The following is an 18,461-nucleotide window of genomic DNA, read 5'->3' on the forward strand; positions in this document are numbered from 1 at the left end:
ATATAGATCACCATTATAATTGGGCCTATAGCACACTTTAAATAGTGGAAACCGGTCATAGAGCAGTAAGCCCTACGGGAGAGTTTTGGCCCTAATTGATTAAAAATAAAATAAAACACATATGAAAATAAACACTTTATTTTTCTTATTGGCACTTGCTTTTTCGATGCCCACTAACGCACAAATAACCAAAAACAATTGGCTGGTTGGCGGGGATGTTGCATTTTCTTATTCTAAAACCAAACCTGAATCTACAGTTGATTCCCAATCATTCACCATAAACTTGACTCCAAATGTGGGTTACTTTTTTTGGGATAAATTAGCTTTAGGTACGAGAGCTGAATATACTCTTTCTCGTTATAAAAGCGACTCAGGAACCTCCAAGTTTGACCGCTTTCTGATATCCCCTTTTGCAAGATATTATTTACTGAATATAGACAAAATGGTTAATCCATTTTTAGAAAGTTCTTATCGATTTAGCCTTATAAATGAGAATAATTCTAGAGAATTTTCCGCTAAGGGTGGTGTTGCAATATTTTTAAACAATAGTGTGGCTTTTGAGGCATCTCTAATTTATTTTAATTCAACATCAAACAACACTTACGTAGGGAACCACACCTTGCTGTTGGGGTTTGGAATCCAGGTGCATTTAGAAAAATTATAATAGGCTTCATAATGACACATACGCAGATTATTGGATATTCTAGTATTCGGACATTAATAATGGTTGAAATAATCGAAATTCAACAAGCGTAGTAAGCACAGTGCCCAACAGTGTATAAAAACAATGCTTAATTTGTTCTTGAATCGAAACTCTGTGATCGTTTGCTCAGCGGATTGTCCTTCGGACAATCACGCCCGCCAGCTCGCACAGTTTTTATACGGGACGTTAGCACATATTTAAAGAGCGGAATTAAAAAGAATCAACTGTTTATGAATAAAATATTGAAATTTCTATTAGGAGTTATAGCATTAGTTTCACTAAAAGGTTGTGTTACTTTTAAAGATAATTTAGTACAAGATGGAGGACGGGAAGAATTTATTCACAATGCAATTCTGGATTTTTCAAATTCCACGAGACTTTTTAAAAAAGATTCCGTGTTTTCCGTATCCTTTGACGATACTTTATATAGAATGAGTTTACACAAAATATCGGACGGGAATAGTGCTTGGATTAAAGGCAAGCCGTACGTAGGAATAAAAACTGTAAATATTATAGGAACTTATAATAAAATGCTGTTGACTGACAGTACCAAAGTGGGCAGCAAAGGTTATTTGCCATCCCGTTACGTAGAAAAAGATGGTAAACTTTTCTATTGGTGGGATAATGACTACCCCCTTACAGAAGAAACCTTGGCGGTGTTTGAAAAATACAATATACTACAAGATGATGCCGGAGGTTGGTTAAAATTTCCTGATATGTCCACGGATGATGCAAAAAAAGGAGCCGACTACTACTTTTGTGAAAATGACCTAACGAATTATAAAAAAGTCATTACTAATATTGCCATAGGTTATTATGATGCTCCCAAATTGAATTGCAACTCTTAGTCCCATAAATAAAAACATGTGCTAACACCATATAAAAACAATGCTTAATCAGTCTTGAATCGAAAGTCCGTGCTCGCTTGCTTAGCGGATTGTCCTACGGACAATCACGCCCGCCAGCTCGCACAGTTTTTATACGAGACGTTACCCAACATTTGATGAAACCAATTTTACTATTACTAATGTTTGTTATAGTTGGATGTAATTCCAACGAAAAGAGAATCATATCCTCTGGTGAAATAATTGACAGTACCTATTATTCTCGTGAACTTGACTGGAATATTGAAATCCCTGAAGAATATACTGTAGATACTTACGAAAAACTGGAAAAAAGTACCGATTTAAGAGATGAGATTTTTAAAACTCCAGATGGTTTTAAAAACGTACCTACTGATTTAAACTTAATCACGTTTCGAAAAGGTCAAGACAACTTTTTTAGTTCTTCAGTAACTTCTATGAATAATACAAATCTTACTTTTCCGGATTTACAAGAAGCAATAGTTAAATCTATTGATCGGACCTACTCAAGTTTGGAGAATACACAACATACATTACAAACATCAGAAATGAAGATCGGAAACTTAGTTTTTAATAAAATACAAATTGAGGTTCGTAATGCTTCCACAGGCGAATTAATTATCAATCAAGATCTTTACAATACCTTAATTGATAACAAAGTTTTTAGTGCTTCAATAAATTACAATTCCGATCAAGAAAAAGAAGTTATGGAAAGAGCTTTTTTCAAATCAGTAGAATCAAAGATAACGTTGGGTAACAACATATAAAAACAATGCTTTAAACAATCTCAAATCGAAAAATAGCGCTCGCTTGCTTAGCGAATTGTCCTGCGGACAATCACGCACGCCAGCTCGCACAGTTTTTATACGAGACGTTAGCCAATAGCTGAAAAAATGAAAGTAAAGGAAGCAAATATTCGAGAAATGGCAGAACTAATTCTATGCGGACAACTTTGTTTTCTAAATACTAAGACAGGTGATTTTGAATATCATCCTGCAGAAATGGACTTTTTTGCGGATGAGGAAAATCCCTGGCAAGAAGTAATAGATAAACTCGAGAATAATTGGGATGATTACATTCGAATTGAGCCAATGCATTCCACGCAATCTTATGCTGTAATGGAATCTTTTGCCGACCAGCTCGAAGCGGACGGATTTGGAAAAAAATTACTTGCTGCTCTAAACCGACCAAAACCTTTTAGGAATTTCAATTATCTGATCCACGAATCGGATTTCAGGCAGGAATGGTTTGACTTCCGACAAGAAAGAAATGTTGAGTGGGTAAGAGAACAAATATCTGACCGAGTTGATGAATAAAAAAAAGCCATTGGCTAACAACATATAAAAACAATGCTCAAATCAGTCTCAATTCGAAATTCCGTGCTCGTCTGCTTAGCGGATTGTCCTGCGGACAATCACGCGCGCCAGCTCGCACGGTTTTTATACGAGACGTTAGCGGTCAGGCAAAAAAAACGAACTGAGTTCAATAACTTAACAAAAAAAGATATGAAAAATAAAAACTTATTCATTCTGATAATTATATTTTCCACACTCGTTATTGATAATACTTTTTCCCAAGAAAAATCTGACAGCCTGTATTTAATGACTGTTAAAAACCGACTTAATTACGAACAATTTAGCAGAACTAGTTGGGACCTTTATAGGTTTAATCCCGCGGATGAAAATTACTTCCCAAAGTCGCCGAAATATGTAGTTCAAGATATTGATAGATTTTTATCAAATCCTTCAGAAGAGGATAAAGTTAAAGGGCGGATTAATGAATTTAGTTTGATTAAGGAATACAAAAGTAATTTAAAAGCTTTTTTTAATGAGCTTGACTTTATTAATGATATATCAGGAAGTTTCCTTTATAATGAAAATACGGAGCTACCAATAAACTTTGCTGTATATAATGATAAATCAATAACTCTAATTATTTCCAGTGTTTATATCAAACACACCTACAATACACTTGAACTATCTTCTAAACAGAGAGCAACCAAAGTCATAACTTCTTACATTTTACCTTCATTAAAAGAATTTGCCAAACATTTTTCAGACACTAAAATTGAGTATTTCGTTATAAGTTGCACCTATGGAAGCAAAGATTTTTCGGACGATAATACATTAAACACAAAGCCAGAATTTTTAGCTTTTATGGTTCCAGCCGAACCATTAAAAAAATATGTTGATTTAGAGATAACCGAAGAAGCTTTAGTTAATTCGGCAGAAATTTTCTTGAGCGATAGAGATATGGTTACGGGATTAAAAAAAATTGAAATAACCATTGATTAACCAAACTCATAGCAAGGAATGTTAGAAAATTTCAAGAAATATCTAATTCAAAAAGGTTATAGTGAATATACTCCTTCAGGAAACCCATCGACCGTTTATGATTACATAAAACGAGTTAATAAAATTTGTGAAAGAGAAAATATATCTATAAAACAACTTTCGGAGCAAATTGATGATTATGTAATAAAATATGACACTTCGGGCAGTGAAGAGAAATTTGGAAAAAAAAGCCATAGTGCCTTTATTAATGCATTGAGGAGGTTTAAAGAATTCAGAAAAATTAATCCTTCTGAATTTGAAGGGAAAATAAGCCCGAACCGCTAACAACGTATAAAAACAATGCTTAAACCTGTTTCGAATCGAAGTTTCCTGCTCGCTTGCTGCGCTAATTATCCTGCGGACAATCGCGCACGCCAGCTCGCACAGTTTTTATACGAGACGTTGGCAAACATTAGAATAACTTCTTGTAATCGAAAAGAGAAAAATTTATAAACTAAATTTTCAGTTGTAATGAAAAAATATCTGATTTTAACCATCTTGATTTTCACAACTTTTCAAGGGTTTTCTTGTGAATGCCCTGAAATGAGTATTCAAAAACTCGATTCTATTAGTTTAGAAAATTCTGATTTGTTGATTATAGGCGAAATTACTGCTGTTGACAAAAACGGATATAATATTAAGATTCAACAGACTTTAAAAGGGAACTCCGTATCAAAAAATATTAAAGGCGATTATACTGATAACCCTAAGTATGATGCAAACAGCTGCGCATTTTACCCTTCAAAAAATGGCATTTATCTTCTTTATTTGACTGAAGTTAATTTACAAAATGAAGAAACATATATTTCAAGTCAATGTTCAGGGAGTAGAACTATGGACGGAAGTGTAGTTCCTTTTGCTGCCTTTAATATGGATAAAAAAGAGTTGGAAACGTGGACAAAACAGTGGATAAATAAAATTTGCGAGGAATAAAACGTTTGCCAACAACATATAAAAACAATGCTTAAACCTGTCTTGAATCAAAACTTCCAGCTCGCTTGCATAGCGGATTGTCCTGCGGACAATCACGCTCGCCAGCTCGCACAGTTTTTATATGAGACGTTACCTGCAAGCTGAAAATTAAATATTATGAAAAAATCTTTGACTTTAATTTTGCTCCTCATTATTACATCCTGTCAAGAAAATTCAAAGAAAGAATCTGACAAAGTAGAAGCCTATACAATTTCTGGAAATTTAGATGACAAGTATAATGGTTATATATATTTAATGTACGGAGATGTAATTGACAGTTCACGAGTTAAAGATCGTACTTTTAAATTTCAAGGAAAAGTAGATGACACCGTTTCAGCTTCCTTGAGTTTAAAAAGAGGTAAAGGTGAAGCCGATTTTTATATTGAAAATAGTAAAATTATCCTTCAAACAGCCATTAAAAAGATTCCAGATTCAAGTGGGAATTCTGACCAATACTTGCAAATTAAGGACATTCAAGGTTCATATTCCGAAAGAATTCGAGAGGATTATTCTCTCTTTTATCAGACCAATAAGAATAAGGATAGTTTTCCAAATCTGTTGTACAAAAAACTTAGTGTTTTAATAGAAGGAAATAGAAGTCATCCTTTCAGTGGAGGAATTTTAGCTGGTAATGCAGTAATGAATCCAATATTTTCCCAAAAACAACTTATTGACCTATATTCTAAGCTTGACACAACAAGAATGGAAAAGTCCGATCTATCACTAATAAAAAGAGCTATAGTCAATCTATCACCTTTTGGAGTGGGAAAACCATTTTTAGACTTCAAACTCCCCGATCAAGAAAACAATCAAGTCGATATTAATTCAACTTATACAGCGTATACACTCGTAGATTTTTGGGCTTCTTGGTGTGTACCGTGCAGAAAAACAAATCCAAAATTAGTTAGACTGAAAAAGGAATTGAAAAACAATGACTTCGAAATAGTCAGTATTTCGATAGATGAAAATAAAGAAAGATGGCTAAAGGCAATAGAAAAAGATAGTCTTTATTGGACAAATTTAATAGATCAGAATCTCAATATTTATAAGGAATTGGGTATTGTAGCCATACCCTATAGTTTTCTTATTGACCAAAATGGTAGGATAATTAAAATCAATCCTAATACTTCCGATATTAGAAGAATTGTGAAAGAAAAAGCCAGCAGGTAACAATATATAAAAATAATGCTCCAATCTGTCTTGAATCGAAACTCCTTGCTCGCTTGCTTAGCTGAATGTCCTGCGGACAATCAAGCTCGCCCGCTCGCACTGTTTTTATACGAGACGTTGTGAGTCATCGAGAGGATTTTTAGGGAATAGATTGAAAATAGAGAAAGCCGGTGATTTTTGTTTTTCAATCTTTGGTCGTTTAATTGGCAACTGACCGGTTAAATCTGCGATGGCTATTTATTTTTAAAATCTATTTTCAGTCATTTTTGCATTGGCTTGTAAGAACTTTAAAAAAAGATAGTTAGCCGGCAATTGTAGTTTTTATCAGGAAGAAAAAAAGCTACGTGTTAGAATACTCACTCAGCCGTAAGTGGCGCTTTTTTTTGGGGAATTTGGATGGTTCGGCTTTCGGATTTGAAGACGTCTCACAACAACATATAAAAACAATGCTTTAATTTAGTCTCAAATCGAAACTATGCGTGTTTTTGCTACGCCTAGTTTTTCCTACGGAAAAATCATTGCCTGTAAGCAGCACAGTTTTTATACGAGACGTTGGGCATAATTTGAAAAAAACTTATGAAAAAAATATTTACGTTTTTGATTTTTGCAATTTCTTTCTTTGGAAAAGCCCAAACTCACCGAGAAATCGATTCACTTTCGTTTAGAATGTGTGATCTTTTAAAGCTTCAAGAAGTCGAAAATGATAGTTTGAAAGTTGAGATGGTATTTGAAGAAACCTTCTATCCTTATTTGGGAAATATTTCTCCAGAGAAAATTGATAAAGTTTTCAACCAAGTCTATTTCCGATTTCAAAGAAACTGTCCTGCATTTAGAGCGATATTAAATCAAATGTACCCTCCAAAAGACGAGGTAACTTTTCAAAAAACAGAACCAGAATCCGAAATTACAATCAGAGAGTTATCTGACTTCAAAAAACAAGAAAAGTTTTCATATAAAGAAGTCGATGGGAATATTACAAAAGTCGAGATCAAAGATGGATATTGGGTAGATCATTTTTCAGATGAAACTTTTTCTAAACTGAGTTTAGAATGGATGTCTGACAAAGAATTCCAACTGACCTTCATTGATAGTAATAATCTGACCAGATCAAATTTCAGCTTTCCTGGTGATAAATTGAATTATAAAATTATTGCTAAGAAAGAAGGCTATTATCTCGTAAGTGTAAATATTGAAGGGCAAAAAGAGTATGAAATATTCAAACTTTACACTTCATAAAAACTATGCCCAACATTATATAAAAACAATGCTTAAACCAGTCCCAAATCGAAAAACTTCGCTCTCTCGCTTAACGGATTGTCCTACGGACAATCCACGCGCGCCAGCTCGCACAGTTTTTATACGGGACGTTAGCCTTTATTTAAAATCAATATTGAAAAATTTGAAGTATTTAATAAAGTTTATAGACTGCGAATATCTTCCGGACTTCGATAATCTAGAGTCAACATCGATAAAAATAGGAACATTTCATCACTATAGAAAAATTGAGGATCGACTTCGGCGAGATGAAAAAGAAGGTCAAAAAGGCTTAAATCTAAGAGTTAAAAAACCTTGTAATACATTACGTGAAACTTTCAAGGAAAAAATTGAAGAATTACCCTTGGATCATAAAGGTCATTTTATTGATGATTTTTACGTCAATATCATAGACCATTCGTACGAATTTAATAGTTGGGTTTTTTGCTCATCTTTAGTTAGGGATTTAAGCGAAATTGAGAAGTTCAAATCCTACTTTAATTGTGAATGTTATTACTTCATAACTGATTATAAAAAATTTGAAAATGCAATTCAAAAGGCGCTTGTAAACGATTTAAAATTTCATTCCTTAAATAACGATGGAGAGAATAGGCTCGAAAAAGATAATCGTGATCTGTATTACTTAAGCGGTAAACGTCAAAATGTAATCTACGGTAACAATGATAAATGTATGGTTCAAGAGTGTGAAACTTTTTCCGAGTTTATAAAATCTCAAGAAGTAAAACAAGTAAATTCCAACTTCTGGTTTTACAAGCCACAAAGATTCGAGGAAGAGAAAGAATTCAGATTTATAATTTATGCTACAGCTGACAAAAAACACGACAAATTTTACTCAACAACCGATGATTTTCTAATTTTAAATTGTGACTTAAGAGATGCTATAAGTGCAATTCCAGTAGCCATAGAGTAAGAAAAACGTATAGAAGCATTATAATCAAAAACAATTAATTTACACTTTAACAAATTTATTTATGGAAAGAGAATTTATAGAAATAACCAAATTTGCTTCAAAAGAATGTGAAGATTTTTTACTGGAAGAAAATTATAAAATAAATGATTTTCTAAGGTTTAATATCTTTTCCTATACATATTCCATTCACAGAATGCAATTAAAATATATGGAAGCTAAAATAAGTCGTTTTAATTTTGACGAAATGAAACTCAATAAATTGTATTCAGATGAAATAGAAAACCAATTAAAATTCCTTCAACCACGTTTGAAACAATTGAACAGTCAATTTGATTTAGGTAATCATTTGATCAGAGTAAGTACGCAAACTTTTGTTTCAGAAATTGACGGTTATTTAGATCATAAAGGGTTGCTAATGGGTTCATTTTTGGACTTTTGTAATGAGTTAGAAAATGAATTCAGAAAAGTTATAACGTCATACAAAAATTTTGGGCAAGGGAAAGGTAAATTGACAATTCCGTATAATGCTTACATCTCTTTCTTCAAATATCCACTTGTTTTTTTAGATAGGGATTTTGATCATTCTGATATTTCCTCAATATTCAATGATTTTCAAAATGAAACCTTTGACTTTACAACAGCATACTGTAAACTTTCTACTCATATTCAAAATTGCCTGACTCTAGAAAACGCTCTGATTTTAAAAAATAATGGGATTAAAGTTGCCTAAATAAAGGAAAAACAAAGGCTAACAGCGTATAAAAACAATGCTAAATTTGGTCTTATATCGAAAATCCCTGCTCGCTTGCAACGCCTGATTGTCCTGCGGACAATCTAGCTCACCAGCAAGCACTGTTTTTATACGGGACGTTGTAAAACATTCCCCACATGAAGAAACTCCATTAATTTCTCAGGCTAACGTCAAATTTCTGGAACCTTTTCTTAAAAAATAGGCCTTGAAAGTTGGTAAGAGCCGACCATTAAAAGGATTGTTTCAATAAAAACTAAATTTGACGTTAGTCAGAATTATGAAGAACCTAATCTACATATCAATATTATTTTTTTTCGGATTTAATTGCTCTGATTTCAAATGCGATTTAAAGGACGGCAGATACAAAGTTGTTTATGATGAGGAATTTACGAATCATCCCCAGTTCGAATTTGAGGTGGACGGACAAATTCTGACCGAGATTAATTCGGACTCAAAAAATAAGTTTAGAATTGAGCAACTTGGGAAAAATTCTTTTCGATTAAAGTCCTTGGAAAAACAAACGGATTCTCTAACCGAATTTCAAAAAGCATTAACATCACACGGACAGCCATATTATGAAATAACAGGTTGTAAAAGTGATACAATTAATTTTACATTACGAGTAAATTTGCACGTAATATCTCATTCCGGAAAATTTGTTAGAGTGAATTAAAACGTTTTACAACAACATATAAAAACAATGCTTAAATCAGTCCTTAATCGAAACTCTGCGCTCGCTTGCTTAGCGGATTGTCCTGCGGACAATCACGCACGCCAGCTCGCACAGTTTTTATATGAGACGTTAGCACCAATATCAACCAATAATCCTAATGACACAAAATTTCGAAGACAGACTTATATTATCAAGTAGAAAAAGAAGAATTGTTGCAATTCTAATTGACCACTTCACAATGACTTTCCTGCTAGTTGCGATTTCATTTATGTCGCTCGGAAAAGGTTTTCTTGATGAGGATAATGCCAGTAACGTGTTAGTCAAAATTCTCCCTACAATGCTAATTGGCTTTATACTATATTTTGCTAAAGATTCTATAAAAGGTATCAGCCCAGGGAAGTGGATTATGGGAATTATGGTTCGTGATGAAAATATTCACACAGAAATTCCATCTGTTGGCAGACTTTTTATTCGGAATCTATTGATAATTATCTGGCCAATTGAATTTTTTGTACTTGCGGTTAGTCAAGAAAAGAAAAGACTTGGCGATAAAATTGCAAAAACTGCTGTCTTAAAGAATCCGAAAAAGCTAAGTGTCTTACCCAGAGTTTTAACATTAGTCGGTATTGGAGTAGCTTATTTTACATTCATTTTTGTTTTTGTTTTTGCTTCAATGAAAAGTTCTGACGCCTACAAAACAGCAATTAGTGAAATTGAACAAAATCAAGAAATTATAAACGAAGTCGGCGGGATAAAAGAATACGGAATGTTTCCAACTGGTGGTGTTAGTATTAAAAGTGATTACGGAGAAGCCAATTTGGAAATTAAAGTCATCGGAAATGAAAAGGACCTAAATGTTAAAACTTATTTGACAAAAGAACCGAATGAAGAATGGAAATTGATAGAATTGGACAAATAAATACTGGTGCTAACAATATATAAAAACAATGCTTAAACCTGTCTCGAATCCAAACTCTGCGCTCGCTTCCTCAGCGGATTGTCCTGCGGACAATCAGGCTCGCCAGCTCGCACAGTTTTTATACGAGACGTTGCAAACAATACAAAAAATCCCATTAGTGAAATTTATTAAAATGAATTATAAAGTAAAATCTGTATTTTCAACATTTTTCCTCTTAATTCTTTTTCAATCGTGCAATATCCCAAAACAATTTTATGATGACGGCAGTTTGAAGAGCCAGGGAAAGACGGTTGACGGACAAAAAGTGGGAGAATGGAAATATTATCATTCCAACGGGAATCTTTGGCAAGTCGGACATTTCGAGGAGGGTAAACAAGACAGGGAATGGAAATTTTTTCACGAGAATGGCAACAGACAGGGAGTGGGTATTTTAGACAAGGGGGAAAGGCAAGGAAAATGGATTTGGTACCACGAAAATGGGGAACTTTATACTGTGAGAACTTGGAAGGATGGCAGACTTAAGGAAGTTATTTCAACCTCTGATGGAGCAGGAAATAAGTTGGATAAAGGTACGATTCAGGACGGAAGTGGAACAGTCAAATTTTATGATATAGATGGCAACTTAACGGATGTTCTCCAATATAAAAATGGTGAATTGGTTGATTGAGAATGCACTTCAAAAAAAGTACAGTTTGCAACAATATATAAAAACAATGCTAAAACCTGTGCCAAATCGAAACCTCGTACCTGTTTGGTGCGCCTGATTTTCCTGCGGAAAATCATTGCTGGCAATCGCACAGTTTTTATACGGGACGTTGTAGCCAATTTAAAAGACAAATTTTCATGTGACTTCGAAAATAATGAAAACTAATATTCTCCTTTCTTTAATATTGACCCTTACTTTATCAAGTTGTAAAGCACCGAAATTTTATGAACAGGTTTCAAAATTCGAAAAAGAAGCAGGTGTTAATTTCAATCCCTACAAATTGGTATTAAATGAATTTGAAAAAATACACCGGACGAGTGATCACATTATTTTTCAGTACTCGCCTAAATCTGAATGGAATAGTAAAGAATTTTCGGGAGTGATTTATGATGTCGATCAAAATGAATATTATTATTTCGAAAACACGGAAAAAAATCCTCGAATGATAATCTTGAAAAGAGAATATCCATTTCCCCAAGATAATTACTACAAATTCGTTATTGATAATTATATGAAAGGGAAAATTGATTATTTACAACGTTTAGGAGAAACTGCTCAACTTTCGGGAATTACAACCACCAATGTAATTTATGATATTGACTTAAATTCAGATAAAGTGGAACGATTTACTTTTAAAGATTTTCTATTTATGAATGGGAAACCTACAACAGAATTATAAAGAAAAAACTGGCTACAACAACATATAAAAACAATGCTTAAATCATTCTTGAATCTAAACTTCCTGCTCGCTTGCTTAGCGGATTGTCCTGCGGACAATCACGCTCTCCAGCTCGCACAGTTTTTATACGAGACGTTGTATCCTATTGCTGGTAGCGCACGGTCATCTTTTGAGGATCCTGGGCTGATTTTCGGAGGTATAGCTAAAGGAAAGAGAAGGACATACTTTTTGGTAGCGTCCCCAAGTATTTAGCGATGAGATCGTGGAGAGTTTTTTAACTATCCAAACGTTATCACGTTACTAATACTTGTGGTTAAGGTAGTTGAAGTTTTGGAAATAGTCTATGGGTCAACTCCCTTAATTTTTCCTTTAGCTATACAGACAATTTGAAAAGCCCGTCCCTTATTCCACGGATGTTTAGATCTACTTCTAAACACAATGTAAACGGGGCACGGACCTTAAAAGAAGTATTTTTATTGTTGCGCTTCAATCAACAGTCCCTGTTAACCTGATCCTGGCAGATAAGATAAACAGCAGACAACACCATCTAACTGCAATAGCCGCAAAAATGCGACTACAGCAGTTAGATCTACGTTGTGCAACATATAATTCAGGAATAACATTTATGAAGAAAACATTTGCTCTAATTTGTTGCTTTTCTGTGATATTAGGTTGTGCCAATCCAGACGAAGTTAAAATGGATGATCGTTTAGAAGAAAAGATACAACTGATCATCGACTCATATCAGGAAGAAGTATCGGACAGCAGTAAAAATTTATTCGATCCACCGATTTATGAAGTTTCTTTTTCGGAGAGAGGCGGACAATGCTTTCTGACAGTTAACACGAGTTATTTTTATCGGACGGACTTAGATGGTTTTACATTTATAAAAAACAAGCTCGTAGCTTTCTATAATGTCGATTCCAGATGTAATGAGAATTTAATTGAAATTTCGACGAAGAAGGATGATAAAGTCTTAGATGATTTTCAAAATGAAGAGGAAGCCTTTGATAATTACTCTCCTGCCTGGTGGGAATTTAAATTGCAGGAGGATAAATTATTAGTGACAAATCAGGGTAAGCACGAGATTAATTTCAAGTAAATACGTTGCACAACAACATATAAAAACAATGCTCAAACTGTCTCGAATCGAAATTCCCTGCTCGCTTGCTTAGCGGATTGTCCTGCGGACAATCACGCTCGCCCGCTCGCACAGTTTTTATACGAGACGTTGGCTGTAATTAGAGTAAGATTCAGAAAGCATACATAATAATATGAAAGAAAGCGGATTAAATAGGGGAAAAATAAAATTCGGGATGATTGCCTGCTTTCTGATTTCCATCTTTTTTCTGTACCAACATTATTGGCAAGATACTGTAGTTGAAAATAATGATTTAATCTCTTTCTCGGGAAAGCTGGAAAATTATGTGTTTGAAAATTATAATAGCGGAATTAGGTATGATTTAAAATATTACGCACTTAAACTGGAAAATTCTCCTGATATTTATCAGATCGCAGCGGACGAATTATGGCTTTTCGATAAAAATAATTTTATCAATGCAATCCAAATAGGTGAAGAAGTTCAAATTCAAATTCCAAAAGAAAAAGAGAAACATAGATTTAATAATGGGAATTTACCTGTTTATGGTATTACCCAAACTGATACTGTTTTTTTAAACTCGGGAGAAGTACTAAGAGAGAAAAGAGCTCCGACATCACTTGTGATTTCTCTAATTTTGATGCTGGCAGCTTTTTCTCTTCTTTTTCTTTTCAGGAAAACGGTTGAATCAAAAAAACCACAGCCAACAACATATAAAAACAATGCTTAAATCAGTCTCAAATCGAAACTCCGTGTTCGCTTGCTTAGCGGATTGTCCTGCGGACAATTACGCTCGCCAGCTCGCACAGTTTTTATACGAGACGTTAGCACCAATTAAACATACAAAATATGAAAAATAGAATTACAATATTTTTAATGTTATTAACCTTCTCTATGAATGGACAGAATTTATTTTTCATTGGAGAAAAAAGTTTCCCTTGTACTCAAGATTATGTCTTAAAACCTAATTCTGACAAATTTTTTATTAATGAACTTAATATAAAGTTCGCTAAGGATAAAGAAAATAAAATTCTTGCCCTCAGTACTAAAACAGAGAATGTTGGTTTTAGCGGAAAATTGATAATTTATTTAGATAATGGAGATGTAATTACAACATCAAGAGAGAAAATTTTTGATTATGTAGATAAAATAGCTTTAGCAATATATTATTTAACAAATGATGATCTGAAAAAATTAAAGAATAGTAATATTAATACTGTTAAATACACTCTAAAAGATGAATATGGTGATGATGGAGCCTTTGGGGGCAATTTCTCTGCCTCGAATAAATCTAAAGTTGATTTTTCAGAAATAATATCCGAATTTTATGAAAAATAACTGGTGCTAACAATGTATAACCGCAATTACGGCGGATTCGACTACTTCCGAATCCACTCGGAATTGCTAAAGTCTGTGCCAAACTGAAAATTAAAACAAAATAACCCGTAACTGCGGTTATACGAGACGTTGCCCACAATATAAAAAAAAATAAAATGAAAAATATTTCTTCAAAATTTTCAGATTTCCCAGTTATCTTATGCTTTTTGATAACTTTCTTCGTGATGATTCCAATAGTTCTAAGTTATCCTTATGATGACATGGACAATCTTTTTTTTCTATTATTCGGGTTAGTTTTTGTAATATTTTTTTGGTTGACTGAATTCCGGACAAAAGCTCATAAGGTTCGTTTACAATCTGACGTTTTCGAAGTGCGTAAATACTTTGGATTAGGAAAACTAAATAAATACCAAATATCAGAACTTAAAGGGTATTATATAACAAAGCAAACTGGAGGTGCAGGAAAATATGAATATATATTTATTGTAAATGAAAGTAAAAGGTTAATAGGTGTTTCAGCATTTTACCATCGAAACTACGAACAATTAAAGAAAAAAATTGAGGATGAATTACTTTACCTAGGAGAGAAAAAATTCGGCTTTACTGAAGAGTATTCCGAAATGTTTAAATAGCTTCTACAAGATTAATCTACCAAGTAATAATACTGTGGGCAACAGTATATAAAAACAATGCTCAAATCTGTCTCAAATCGAAACTCCTTGCTCGCTTGCTAAGCGGATTGTCCTACGGACAATCACGCTCGCCAGCTCGCACAGTTTTTATACGAGACGTTGCCAACAATATAAACCAACCAAATGAAATTAAACATAAAGTTTCCGCCTTGGACGATAATATGTCTTTTTTTAATATTTCTTTTTTCCTGTGAAAATTCAAATAGCAGGCAGAATGCTTTAGGAGAAAAGAAGAAGGAAAAAATATCCAATGAAAAAATTGAAATTCTTGGATTTAAATTAAATGATACTATCCGTCGGGGTGAAATTGCAACAGGGAATGTTCATTATAATACTGCTTTAGAAAAGTCCGAAGATTCGGTTATTAGTAGTAGATATATATTCTTCCATTATGTAATTAATGACCGCAATGAGGTATTAAATCTTGAAGCTATTAAGGAGGATGAAAATCACTGGATTCAGGAAGATACCATCGGCAATGGAAAATTTGAGTTTAAATTTCAATATAAACCTAACGAAAACGAATCCGATAAAAGGAAGGTTTTTCACGGTGCTATAGAAGATATTAGAATCTTGAAAAGTATAGACACTACTCAGAACACTGTTGTTGAAACAAAAGAGGTTAAACTGACCAAAGAACTGATAGTAATTAACCCGCAGTAATTAGAAAATACTGTTGGCAACACTATATAAAAACAATGCTTAATTGGTCTCGAATCAAAAGTTCGTGCTCCTTTGCAACGCCTGATTGTCCTGCGGACAATCAAGCTCGCCGGCTCGCACAGTTTTTATACGGGACGTTGTATGCCATTTAATACTGAACAATGAGAAACTATATTATCGGATTTTTACTACTTACTTTAACAAACTTTTCTTTCGGACAAGAGTGGAATGAAAAATATGGACAACCAATCGTGGTTTTAATTGAGACCGATCCCTGGCTTATGGTAATAGGCTCGGACGTCCCAACGTTTGCACTTTACGAAAACGGTCAAATCATTTATAAAAAAGTAGTTAATAAGAAATGGAAATACTTTGAAGTTACGAATGACAGAGAAACAACTCAAAAAATAATTAAATCATTCGGTATAACGGACACTTTAATGAAGCAACCTGATTTTATAGAAGCATCCAGCTCGACTGACCAACCAACAAATATATTACTTCTAAACTTTGACACACTACGTGAAATTAGTGTTTATGGCAGCCTGGAGGAAAAGAGAAGTGAAGCACGAAAAAAGACACCGGAAGACTTTATCACTGTTTATGATAATATTAAAAAATTTAAAGGGAAAGGCGCAAAGGATTGGATGCCTGATAACATAGAAATAATGTTGACAGACTATAGTCATTCTCCTGAAGAACCTCAAGAATGGCCAGAAAATTGGCCTGATTTAGAAAGCGAATCAACAGTTAAAAGAAGTGAATCGCTGTATAGTTTATTTTTATCAAAAGAACATTTTGAAAATTTTATAAATCTTATCTCAAAATTGAAAGAAAAACAAGCAGTTGAAATAAACGGAAAGAAATTTTCGGTTAGATATCGTTTACCATTTCCGAATTTGAGATAATAAAAACGGCATACAACAGCATATAAAAACAATGCTCAATTTGTCTTGAATCGAAATTCCGTGCTCGCTTGCAACGCCTGATTGTCCTGCGGACAACCAGGCACGCCAGCTCGCACAGTTTTTATACGAGACGTTGTAGCCAATTTAAAAGACAAATTTTCATCTGACTTCGAAAATAATGAAAACTAATATTCTCCTTTCTTTAATATTGACCCTTACTTTATCAAGTTGTAAAGCACCGAAATTTTACGAACAGGTTTCAAAATTTGAAAAAGAAGCAGGTGTTAATTTCAATCCCTACAAATTGGTATTAAATGAATTTGAGAAAATGCACGGGACGAGTGATCACATTATTTTTCAGTACTCGCCTAAACTTGACTGGAATAGTAAAGAATTTTCGGGAGTGATTTATGATGTCGATCAATATGAATATTATTATTTCGAAAACACCGAAAAAAATCCTCGAATGATAATCTTGAAAAGAGAATATCCATTTCCCCAAGATAATTACTACAAATTCGTTATTGATAATTATATGAAAGGGAAAATTGATTATTTACAACGTTTAGGAGAAACTGCTCAACTTTCGGGAATTACAACCACCAATGTAATTTATGATATAGACTTAAATTCAGATAAAGTGGAACGATTTACTTTTAAAGATTTTCTATTTATGAATGGGAAACCTACAACAGAATTATAAAGAAAAAACTGGCTACAACAACATATAAAAACAATGCTTAAATCAGTCTTAAATCGGAACATCGTGCTCGCTTGCTTAGCGGATTGTCCTGCGGACAATCACCCACGCCCGCTCGCACAGTTTTTATACGAGACGTTGGCAACAAGCTAAAAAACGGACCTGAATAATGATTTTTTAAATAGTTCTGACTGGGATGCGGATTGAAAATCCAAATGTGGTTGTATGGAATTGAAAAGGAAATCTGTGTTAGGGCTCAATAAACATAAGGAAAAATGTTGGAAATTGTCTCTTATATTTTACTAGGAATATTTCTAATAACGCACGGTTACTGGCAGATTAGTTTATATTATCAATCTAAAAGGATTAATACAAAATATTTTAGAAACACTAATGATACAATACAAAAGTTAAAACAGGAATCTAATTTACCAAAAGAATATTTTCAGAAACTCAATTTTATTAAAAAAATCAGTAAATATTCATTAGGTCTGTATTTAATATGCTTCATTGTAATGATAATTAACAATTTATCAGATTAAAACTGTGAAAAAGCCAGTTGCCAACAGTATATAAAAACAATGCTCAAACCTGTCTTGAATCGAAATATCGTGCTCGCTTGCTTAGCGGATTGTCCTGCGGACAATCACGCTCGCCCGCTCGCACAGTTTTTATACGAGACGTTGCCAGTAATGCGAACAAAACCAATAAATGTTTCCATATAACTCAACTTATTGATTATCTTTGCTAAAGTATATTGACAAATAAACTGAATGAAACCAAAATTTGAGGTAGTCTTTCTTGAACAAGCAATTGACTTTATGTCTAAATTGGATACTAAAGCAAAAAAGAAAATATATTACAATTTGGATAAAGCGAAATTAGAAAATGATCCAAAACTGTTTAAAAAATTGACAGACGACATTTGGGAGTTTCGGACACTTTATCAAGGAATTCAATACAGACTCTTTGCTTTTTGGGATAAAACTGATCAAGCCGAAACGCTAGTGTTATCCACACACGGAATGGTTAAAAAAGTAAGTAAGGTTCCAAAATCAGAAATTGAGAAAGCATTGAAAATAAGAGCTGAATATTTTGACGAATAAA

The 18,461-nt window shown here is 33.5% G+C and carries 22 protein-coding genes; all 22 read left to right on the plus strand.

Annotated features, from left to right (window positions below):
• Window positions 1-121: 121 nt before the first annotated feature.
• The 22 genes from LB467_RS12665 (at window position 122) to LB467_RS12770 (ending at window position 18,460) form a co-directional block, all read left to right on the plus strand.
• Window positions 122-664: an outer membrane beta-barrel protein gene (locus LB467_RS12665; protein ID WP_224474410.1), complete on the plus strand. Its 543-nt coding sequence runs from the start codon at window positions 122-124 to the stop codon at window positions 662-664.
• 269 nt (window positions 665-933) lie between these two features.
• Complete coding sequence (locus LB467_RS12670) at window positions 934-1,551, plus strand: hypothetical protein (RefSeq protein WP_224474411.1); 618 nt, start codon at window positions 934-936, stop codon at window positions 1,549-1,551.
• Between the two features lie 155 nt (window positions 1,552-1,706).
• Window positions 1,707-2,333 carry a hypothetical protein gene (locus LB467_RS12675; protein ID WP_224474412.1) on the plus strand — a complete coding sequence of 209 codons (627 nt, stop codon included), beginning with the start codon at window positions 1,707-1,709 and terminating at the stop codon, window positions 2,331-2,333.
• 126 nt (window positions 2,334-2,459) lie between these two features.
• Window positions 2,460-2,882: a UPF0158 family protein gene (locus LB467_RS12680; protein ID WP_224474413.1), complete on the plus strand. Its 423-nt coding sequence runs from the start codon at window positions 2,460-2,462 to the stop codon at window positions 2,880-2,882.
• A gap of 189 nt (window positions 2,883-3,071) precedes the next feature.
• Window positions 3,072-3,860 (plus strand): hypothetical protein, encoded by a 789-nt coding sequence (locus LB467_RS12685; RefSeq protein WP_224474414.1) that lies wholly within the window; start codon window positions 3,072-3,074, stop codon window positions 3,858-3,860.
• An 18-nt stretch (window positions 3,861-3,878) separates the two neighbouring features.
• Window positions 3,879-4,184, plus strand: a complete 306-nt coding sequence (locus LB467_RS12690; protein ID WP_224474415.1) for a hypothetical protein — start codon at window positions 3,879-3,881, stop codon at window positions 4,182-4,184.
• Window positions 4,185-4,370: 186 nt separating this feature from the next.
• Window positions 4,371-4,832, plus strand: a complete 462-nt coding sequence (locus LB467_RS12695) for a hypothetical protein (RefSeq protein ID WP_224474416.1) — start codon at window positions 4,371-4,373, stop codon at window positions 4,830-4,832.
• Between the two features lie 156 nt (window positions 4,833-4,988).
• Window positions 4,989-6,041 carry a TlpA disulfide reductase family protein gene (locus LB467_RS12700; RefSeq protein ID WP_224474417.1) on the plus strand — a complete coding sequence of 351 codons (1,053 nt, stop codon included), beginning with the start codon at window positions 4,989-4,991 and terminating at the stop codon, window positions 6,039-6,041.
• 576 nt (window positions 6,042-6,617) lie between these two features.
• The gene (locus LB467_RS12705) at window positions 6,618-7,277 is read left to right on the plus strand and encodes a hypothetical protein (protein ID WP_224474418.1); all 660 of its coding nucleotides are present in this window, start codon (window positions 6,618-6,620) and stop codon (window positions 7,275-7,277) included.
• On the plus strand, window positions 7,249-8,226 hold the full coding sequence (locus tag LB467_RS12710) for a hypothetical protein (RefSeq protein WP_224474419.1): 978 nt from the start codon (window positions 7,249-7,251) through the stop codon (window positions 8,224-8,226). Before LB467_RS12705 ends, LB467_RS12710 begins: the two co-directional genes overlap by 29 nt.
• A gap of 61 nt (window positions 8,227-8,287) precedes the next feature.
• Entirely contained in the window at window positions 8,288-8,956 is a 669-nt protein-coding gene (locus LB467_RS12715) for a hypothetical protein (protein ID WP_224474420.1), read from the plus strand.
• A gap of 851 nt (window positions 8,957-9,807) precedes the next feature.
• Window positions 9,808-10,569 carry an RDD family protein gene (locus LB467_RS12720; protein ID WP_224474421.1) on the plus strand — a complete coding sequence of 254 codons (762 nt, stop codon included), beginning with the start codon at window positions 9,808-9,810 and terminating at the stop codon, window positions 10,567-10,569.
• Between the two features lie 172 nt (window positions 10,570-10,741).
• Complete coding sequence (locus LB467_RS12725; protein WP_224474422.1) at window positions 10,742-11,236, plus strand: toxin-antitoxin system YwqK family antitoxin; 495 nt, start codon at window positions 10,742-10,744, stop codon at window positions 11,234-11,236.
• A gap of 193 nt (window positions 11,237-11,429) precedes the next feature.
• On the plus strand, window positions 11,430-11,954 hold the full coding sequence (locus LB467_RS12730; protein ID WP_224474423.1) for a hypothetical protein: 525 nt from the start codon (window positions 11,430-11,432) through the stop codon (window positions 11,952-11,954).
• A gap of 625 nt (window positions 11,955-12,579) precedes the next feature.
• The gene (locus tag LB467_RS12735) at window positions 12,580-13,056 is read left to right on the plus strand and encodes a hypothetical protein (protein WP_224474424.1); all 477 of its coding nucleotides are present in this window, start codon (window positions 12,580-12,582) and stop codon (window positions 13,054-13,056) included.
• A 325-nt stretch (window positions 13,057-13,381) separates the two neighbouring features.
• Window positions 13,382-13,783 carry a hypothetical protein gene (locus tag LB467_RS12740; protein ID WP_224474425.1) on the plus strand — a complete coding sequence of 134 codons (402 nt, stop codon included), beginning with the start codon at window positions 13,382-13,384 and terminating at the stop codon, window positions 13,781-13,783.
• Between the two features lie 119 nt (window positions 13,784-13,902).
• The gene (locus LB467_RS12745) at window positions 13,903-14,391 is read left to right on the plus strand and encodes a hypothetical protein (RefSeq protein WP_224474426.1); all 489 of its coding nucleotides are present in this window, start codon (window positions 13,903-13,905) and stop codon (window positions 14,389-14,391) included.
• Window positions 14,392-14,546: 155 nt separating this feature from the next.
• The gene (locus LB467_RS12750; RefSeq protein ID WP_224474427.1) at window positions 14,547-15,023 is read left to right on the plus strand and encodes a hypothetical protein; all 477 of its coding nucleotides are present in this window, start codon (window positions 14,547-14,549) and stop codon (window positions 15,021-15,023) included.
• Between the two features lie 183 nt (window positions 15,024-15,206).
• A complete protein-coding gene (locus tag LB467_RS12755) occupies window positions 15,207-15,746 on the plus strand; it encodes a hypothetical protein (RefSeq protein ID WP_224474428.1) in 540 nt (179 codons plus the stop codon).
• A gap of 161 nt (window positions 15,747-15,907) precedes the next feature.
• Window positions 15,908-16,654: a hypothetical protein gene (locus LB467_RS12760; RefSeq protein WP_224474429.1), complete on the plus strand. Its 747-nt coding sequence runs from the start codon at window positions 15,908-15,910 to the stop codon at window positions 16,652-16,654.
• A gap of 178 nt (window positions 16,655-16,832) precedes the next feature.
• Window positions 16,833-17,357 (plus strand): hypothetical protein, encoded by a 525-nt coding sequence (locus LB467_RS12765; protein ID WP_224474430.1) that lies wholly within the window; start codon window positions 16,833-16,835, stop codon window positions 17,355-17,357.
• Window positions 17,358-18,127: 770 nt separating this feature from the next.
• A complete protein-coding gene (locus LB467_RS12770) occupies window positions 18,128-18,460 on the plus strand; it encodes a type II toxin-antitoxin system RelE/ParE family toxin (protein WP_224474431.1) in 333 nt (110 codons plus the stop codon).
• The last annotated feature ends 1 nt before the right edge of the window (window position 18,461 follow it).

The organism is Salegentibacter tibetensis, from assembly GCF_020164485.1.
GTDB classification, from domain to species: Bacteria; Bacteroidota; Bacteroidia; order Flavobacteriales; family Flavobacteriaceae; genus Salegentibacter; species Salegentibacter tibetensis.

What these genes read in the sequence shown, in the direction of transcription:
- LB467_RS12745 (WP_224474426.1), top strand. Translation starts at nt 13,903, where the DNA reads ATGAAAAATAGAATTACAATATTTTTAATGTTATTAACCTTCTCTATG.
- LB467_RS12690 (WP_224474415.1), top strand. Translation starts at nt 3,879, where the DNA reads ATGTTAGAAAATTTCAAGAAATATCTAATTCAAAAAGGTTATAGTGAA.
- LB467_RS12665 (WP_224474410.1), top strand. Translation starts at nt 122, where the DNA reads ATGAAAATAAACACTTTATTTTTCTTATTGGCACTTGCTTTTTCGATG.
- LB467_RS12715 (WP_224474420.1), top strand. Translation starts at nt 8,288, where the DNA reads ATGGAAAGAGAATTTATAGAAATAACCAAATTTGCTTCAAAAGAATGT.
- LB467_RS12765 (WP_224474430.1), top strand. Translation starts at nt 16,833, where the DNA reads ATGAAAACTAATATTCTCCTTTCTTTAATATTGACCCTTACTTTATCA.
- LB467_RS12675 (WP_224474412.1), top strand. Translation starts at nt 1,707, where the DNA reads ATGAAACCAATTTTACTATTACTAATGTTTGTTATAGTTGGATGTAAT.
- LB467_RS12695 (WP_224474416.1), top strand. Translation starts at nt 4,371, where the DNA reads ATGAAAAAATATCTGATTTTAACCATCTTGATTTTCACAACTTTTCAA.
- LB467_RS12760 (WP_224474429.1), top strand. Translation starts at nt 15,908, where the DNA reads ATGAGAAACTATATTATCGGATTTTTACTACTTACTTTAACAAACTTT.
- LB467_RS12770 (WP_224474431.1), top strand. Translation starts at nt 18,128, where the DNA reads ATGAAACCAAAATTTGAGGTAGTCTTTCTTGAACAAGCAATTGACTTT.
- LB467_RS12705 (WP_224474418.1), top strand. Translation starts at nt 6,618, where the DNA reads ATGAAAAAAATATTTACGTTTTTGATTTTTGCAATTTCTTTCTTTGGA.
- LB467_RS12700 (WP_224474417.1), top strand. Translation starts at nt 4,989, where the DNA reads ATGAAAAAATCTTTGACTTTAATTTTGCTCCTCATTATTACATCCTGT.
- LB467_RS12725 (WP_224474422.1), top strand. Translation starts at nt 10,742, where the DNA reads ATGAATTATAAAGTAAAATCTGTATTTTCAACATTTTTCCTCTTAATT.
- LB467_RS12680 (WP_224474413.1), top strand. Translation starts at nt 2,460, where the DNA reads ATGAAAGTAAAGGAAGCAAATATTCGAGAAATGGCAGAACTAATTCTA.
- LB467_RS12730 (WP_224474423.1), top strand. Translation starts at nt 11,430, where the DNA reads ATGAAAACTAATATTCTCCTTTCTTTAATATTGACCCTTACTTTATCA.
- LB467_RS12685 (WP_224474414.1), top strand. Translation starts at nt 3,072, where the DNA reads ATGAAAAATAAAAACTTATTCATTCTGATAATTATATTTTCCACACTC.
- LB467_RS12755 (WP_224474428.1), top strand. Translation starts at nt 15,207, where the DNA reads ATGAAATTAAACATAAAGTTTCCGCCTTGGACGATAATATGTCTTTTT.
- LB467_RS12735 (WP_224474424.1), top strand. Translation starts at nt 12,580, where the DNA reads ATGAAGAAAACATTTGCTCTAATTTGTTGCTTTTCTGTGATATTAGGT.
- LB467_RS12710 (WP_224474419.1), top strand. Translation starts at nt 7,249, where the DNA reads ATGAAATATTCAAACTTTACACTTCATAAAAACTATGCCCAACATTAT.
- LB467_RS12670 (WP_224474411.1), top strand. Translation starts at nt 934, where the DNA reads ATGAATAAAATATTGAAATTTCTATTAGGAGTTATAGCATTAGTTTCA.
- LB467_RS12750 (WP_224474427.1), top strand. Translation starts at nt 14,547, where the DNA reads ATGAAAAATATTTCTTCAAAATTTTCAGATTTCCCAGTTATCTTATGC.
- LB467_RS12720 (WP_224474421.1), top strand. Translation starts at nt 9,808, where the DNA reads ATGACACAAAATTTCGAAGACAGACTTATATTATCAAGTAGAAAAAGA.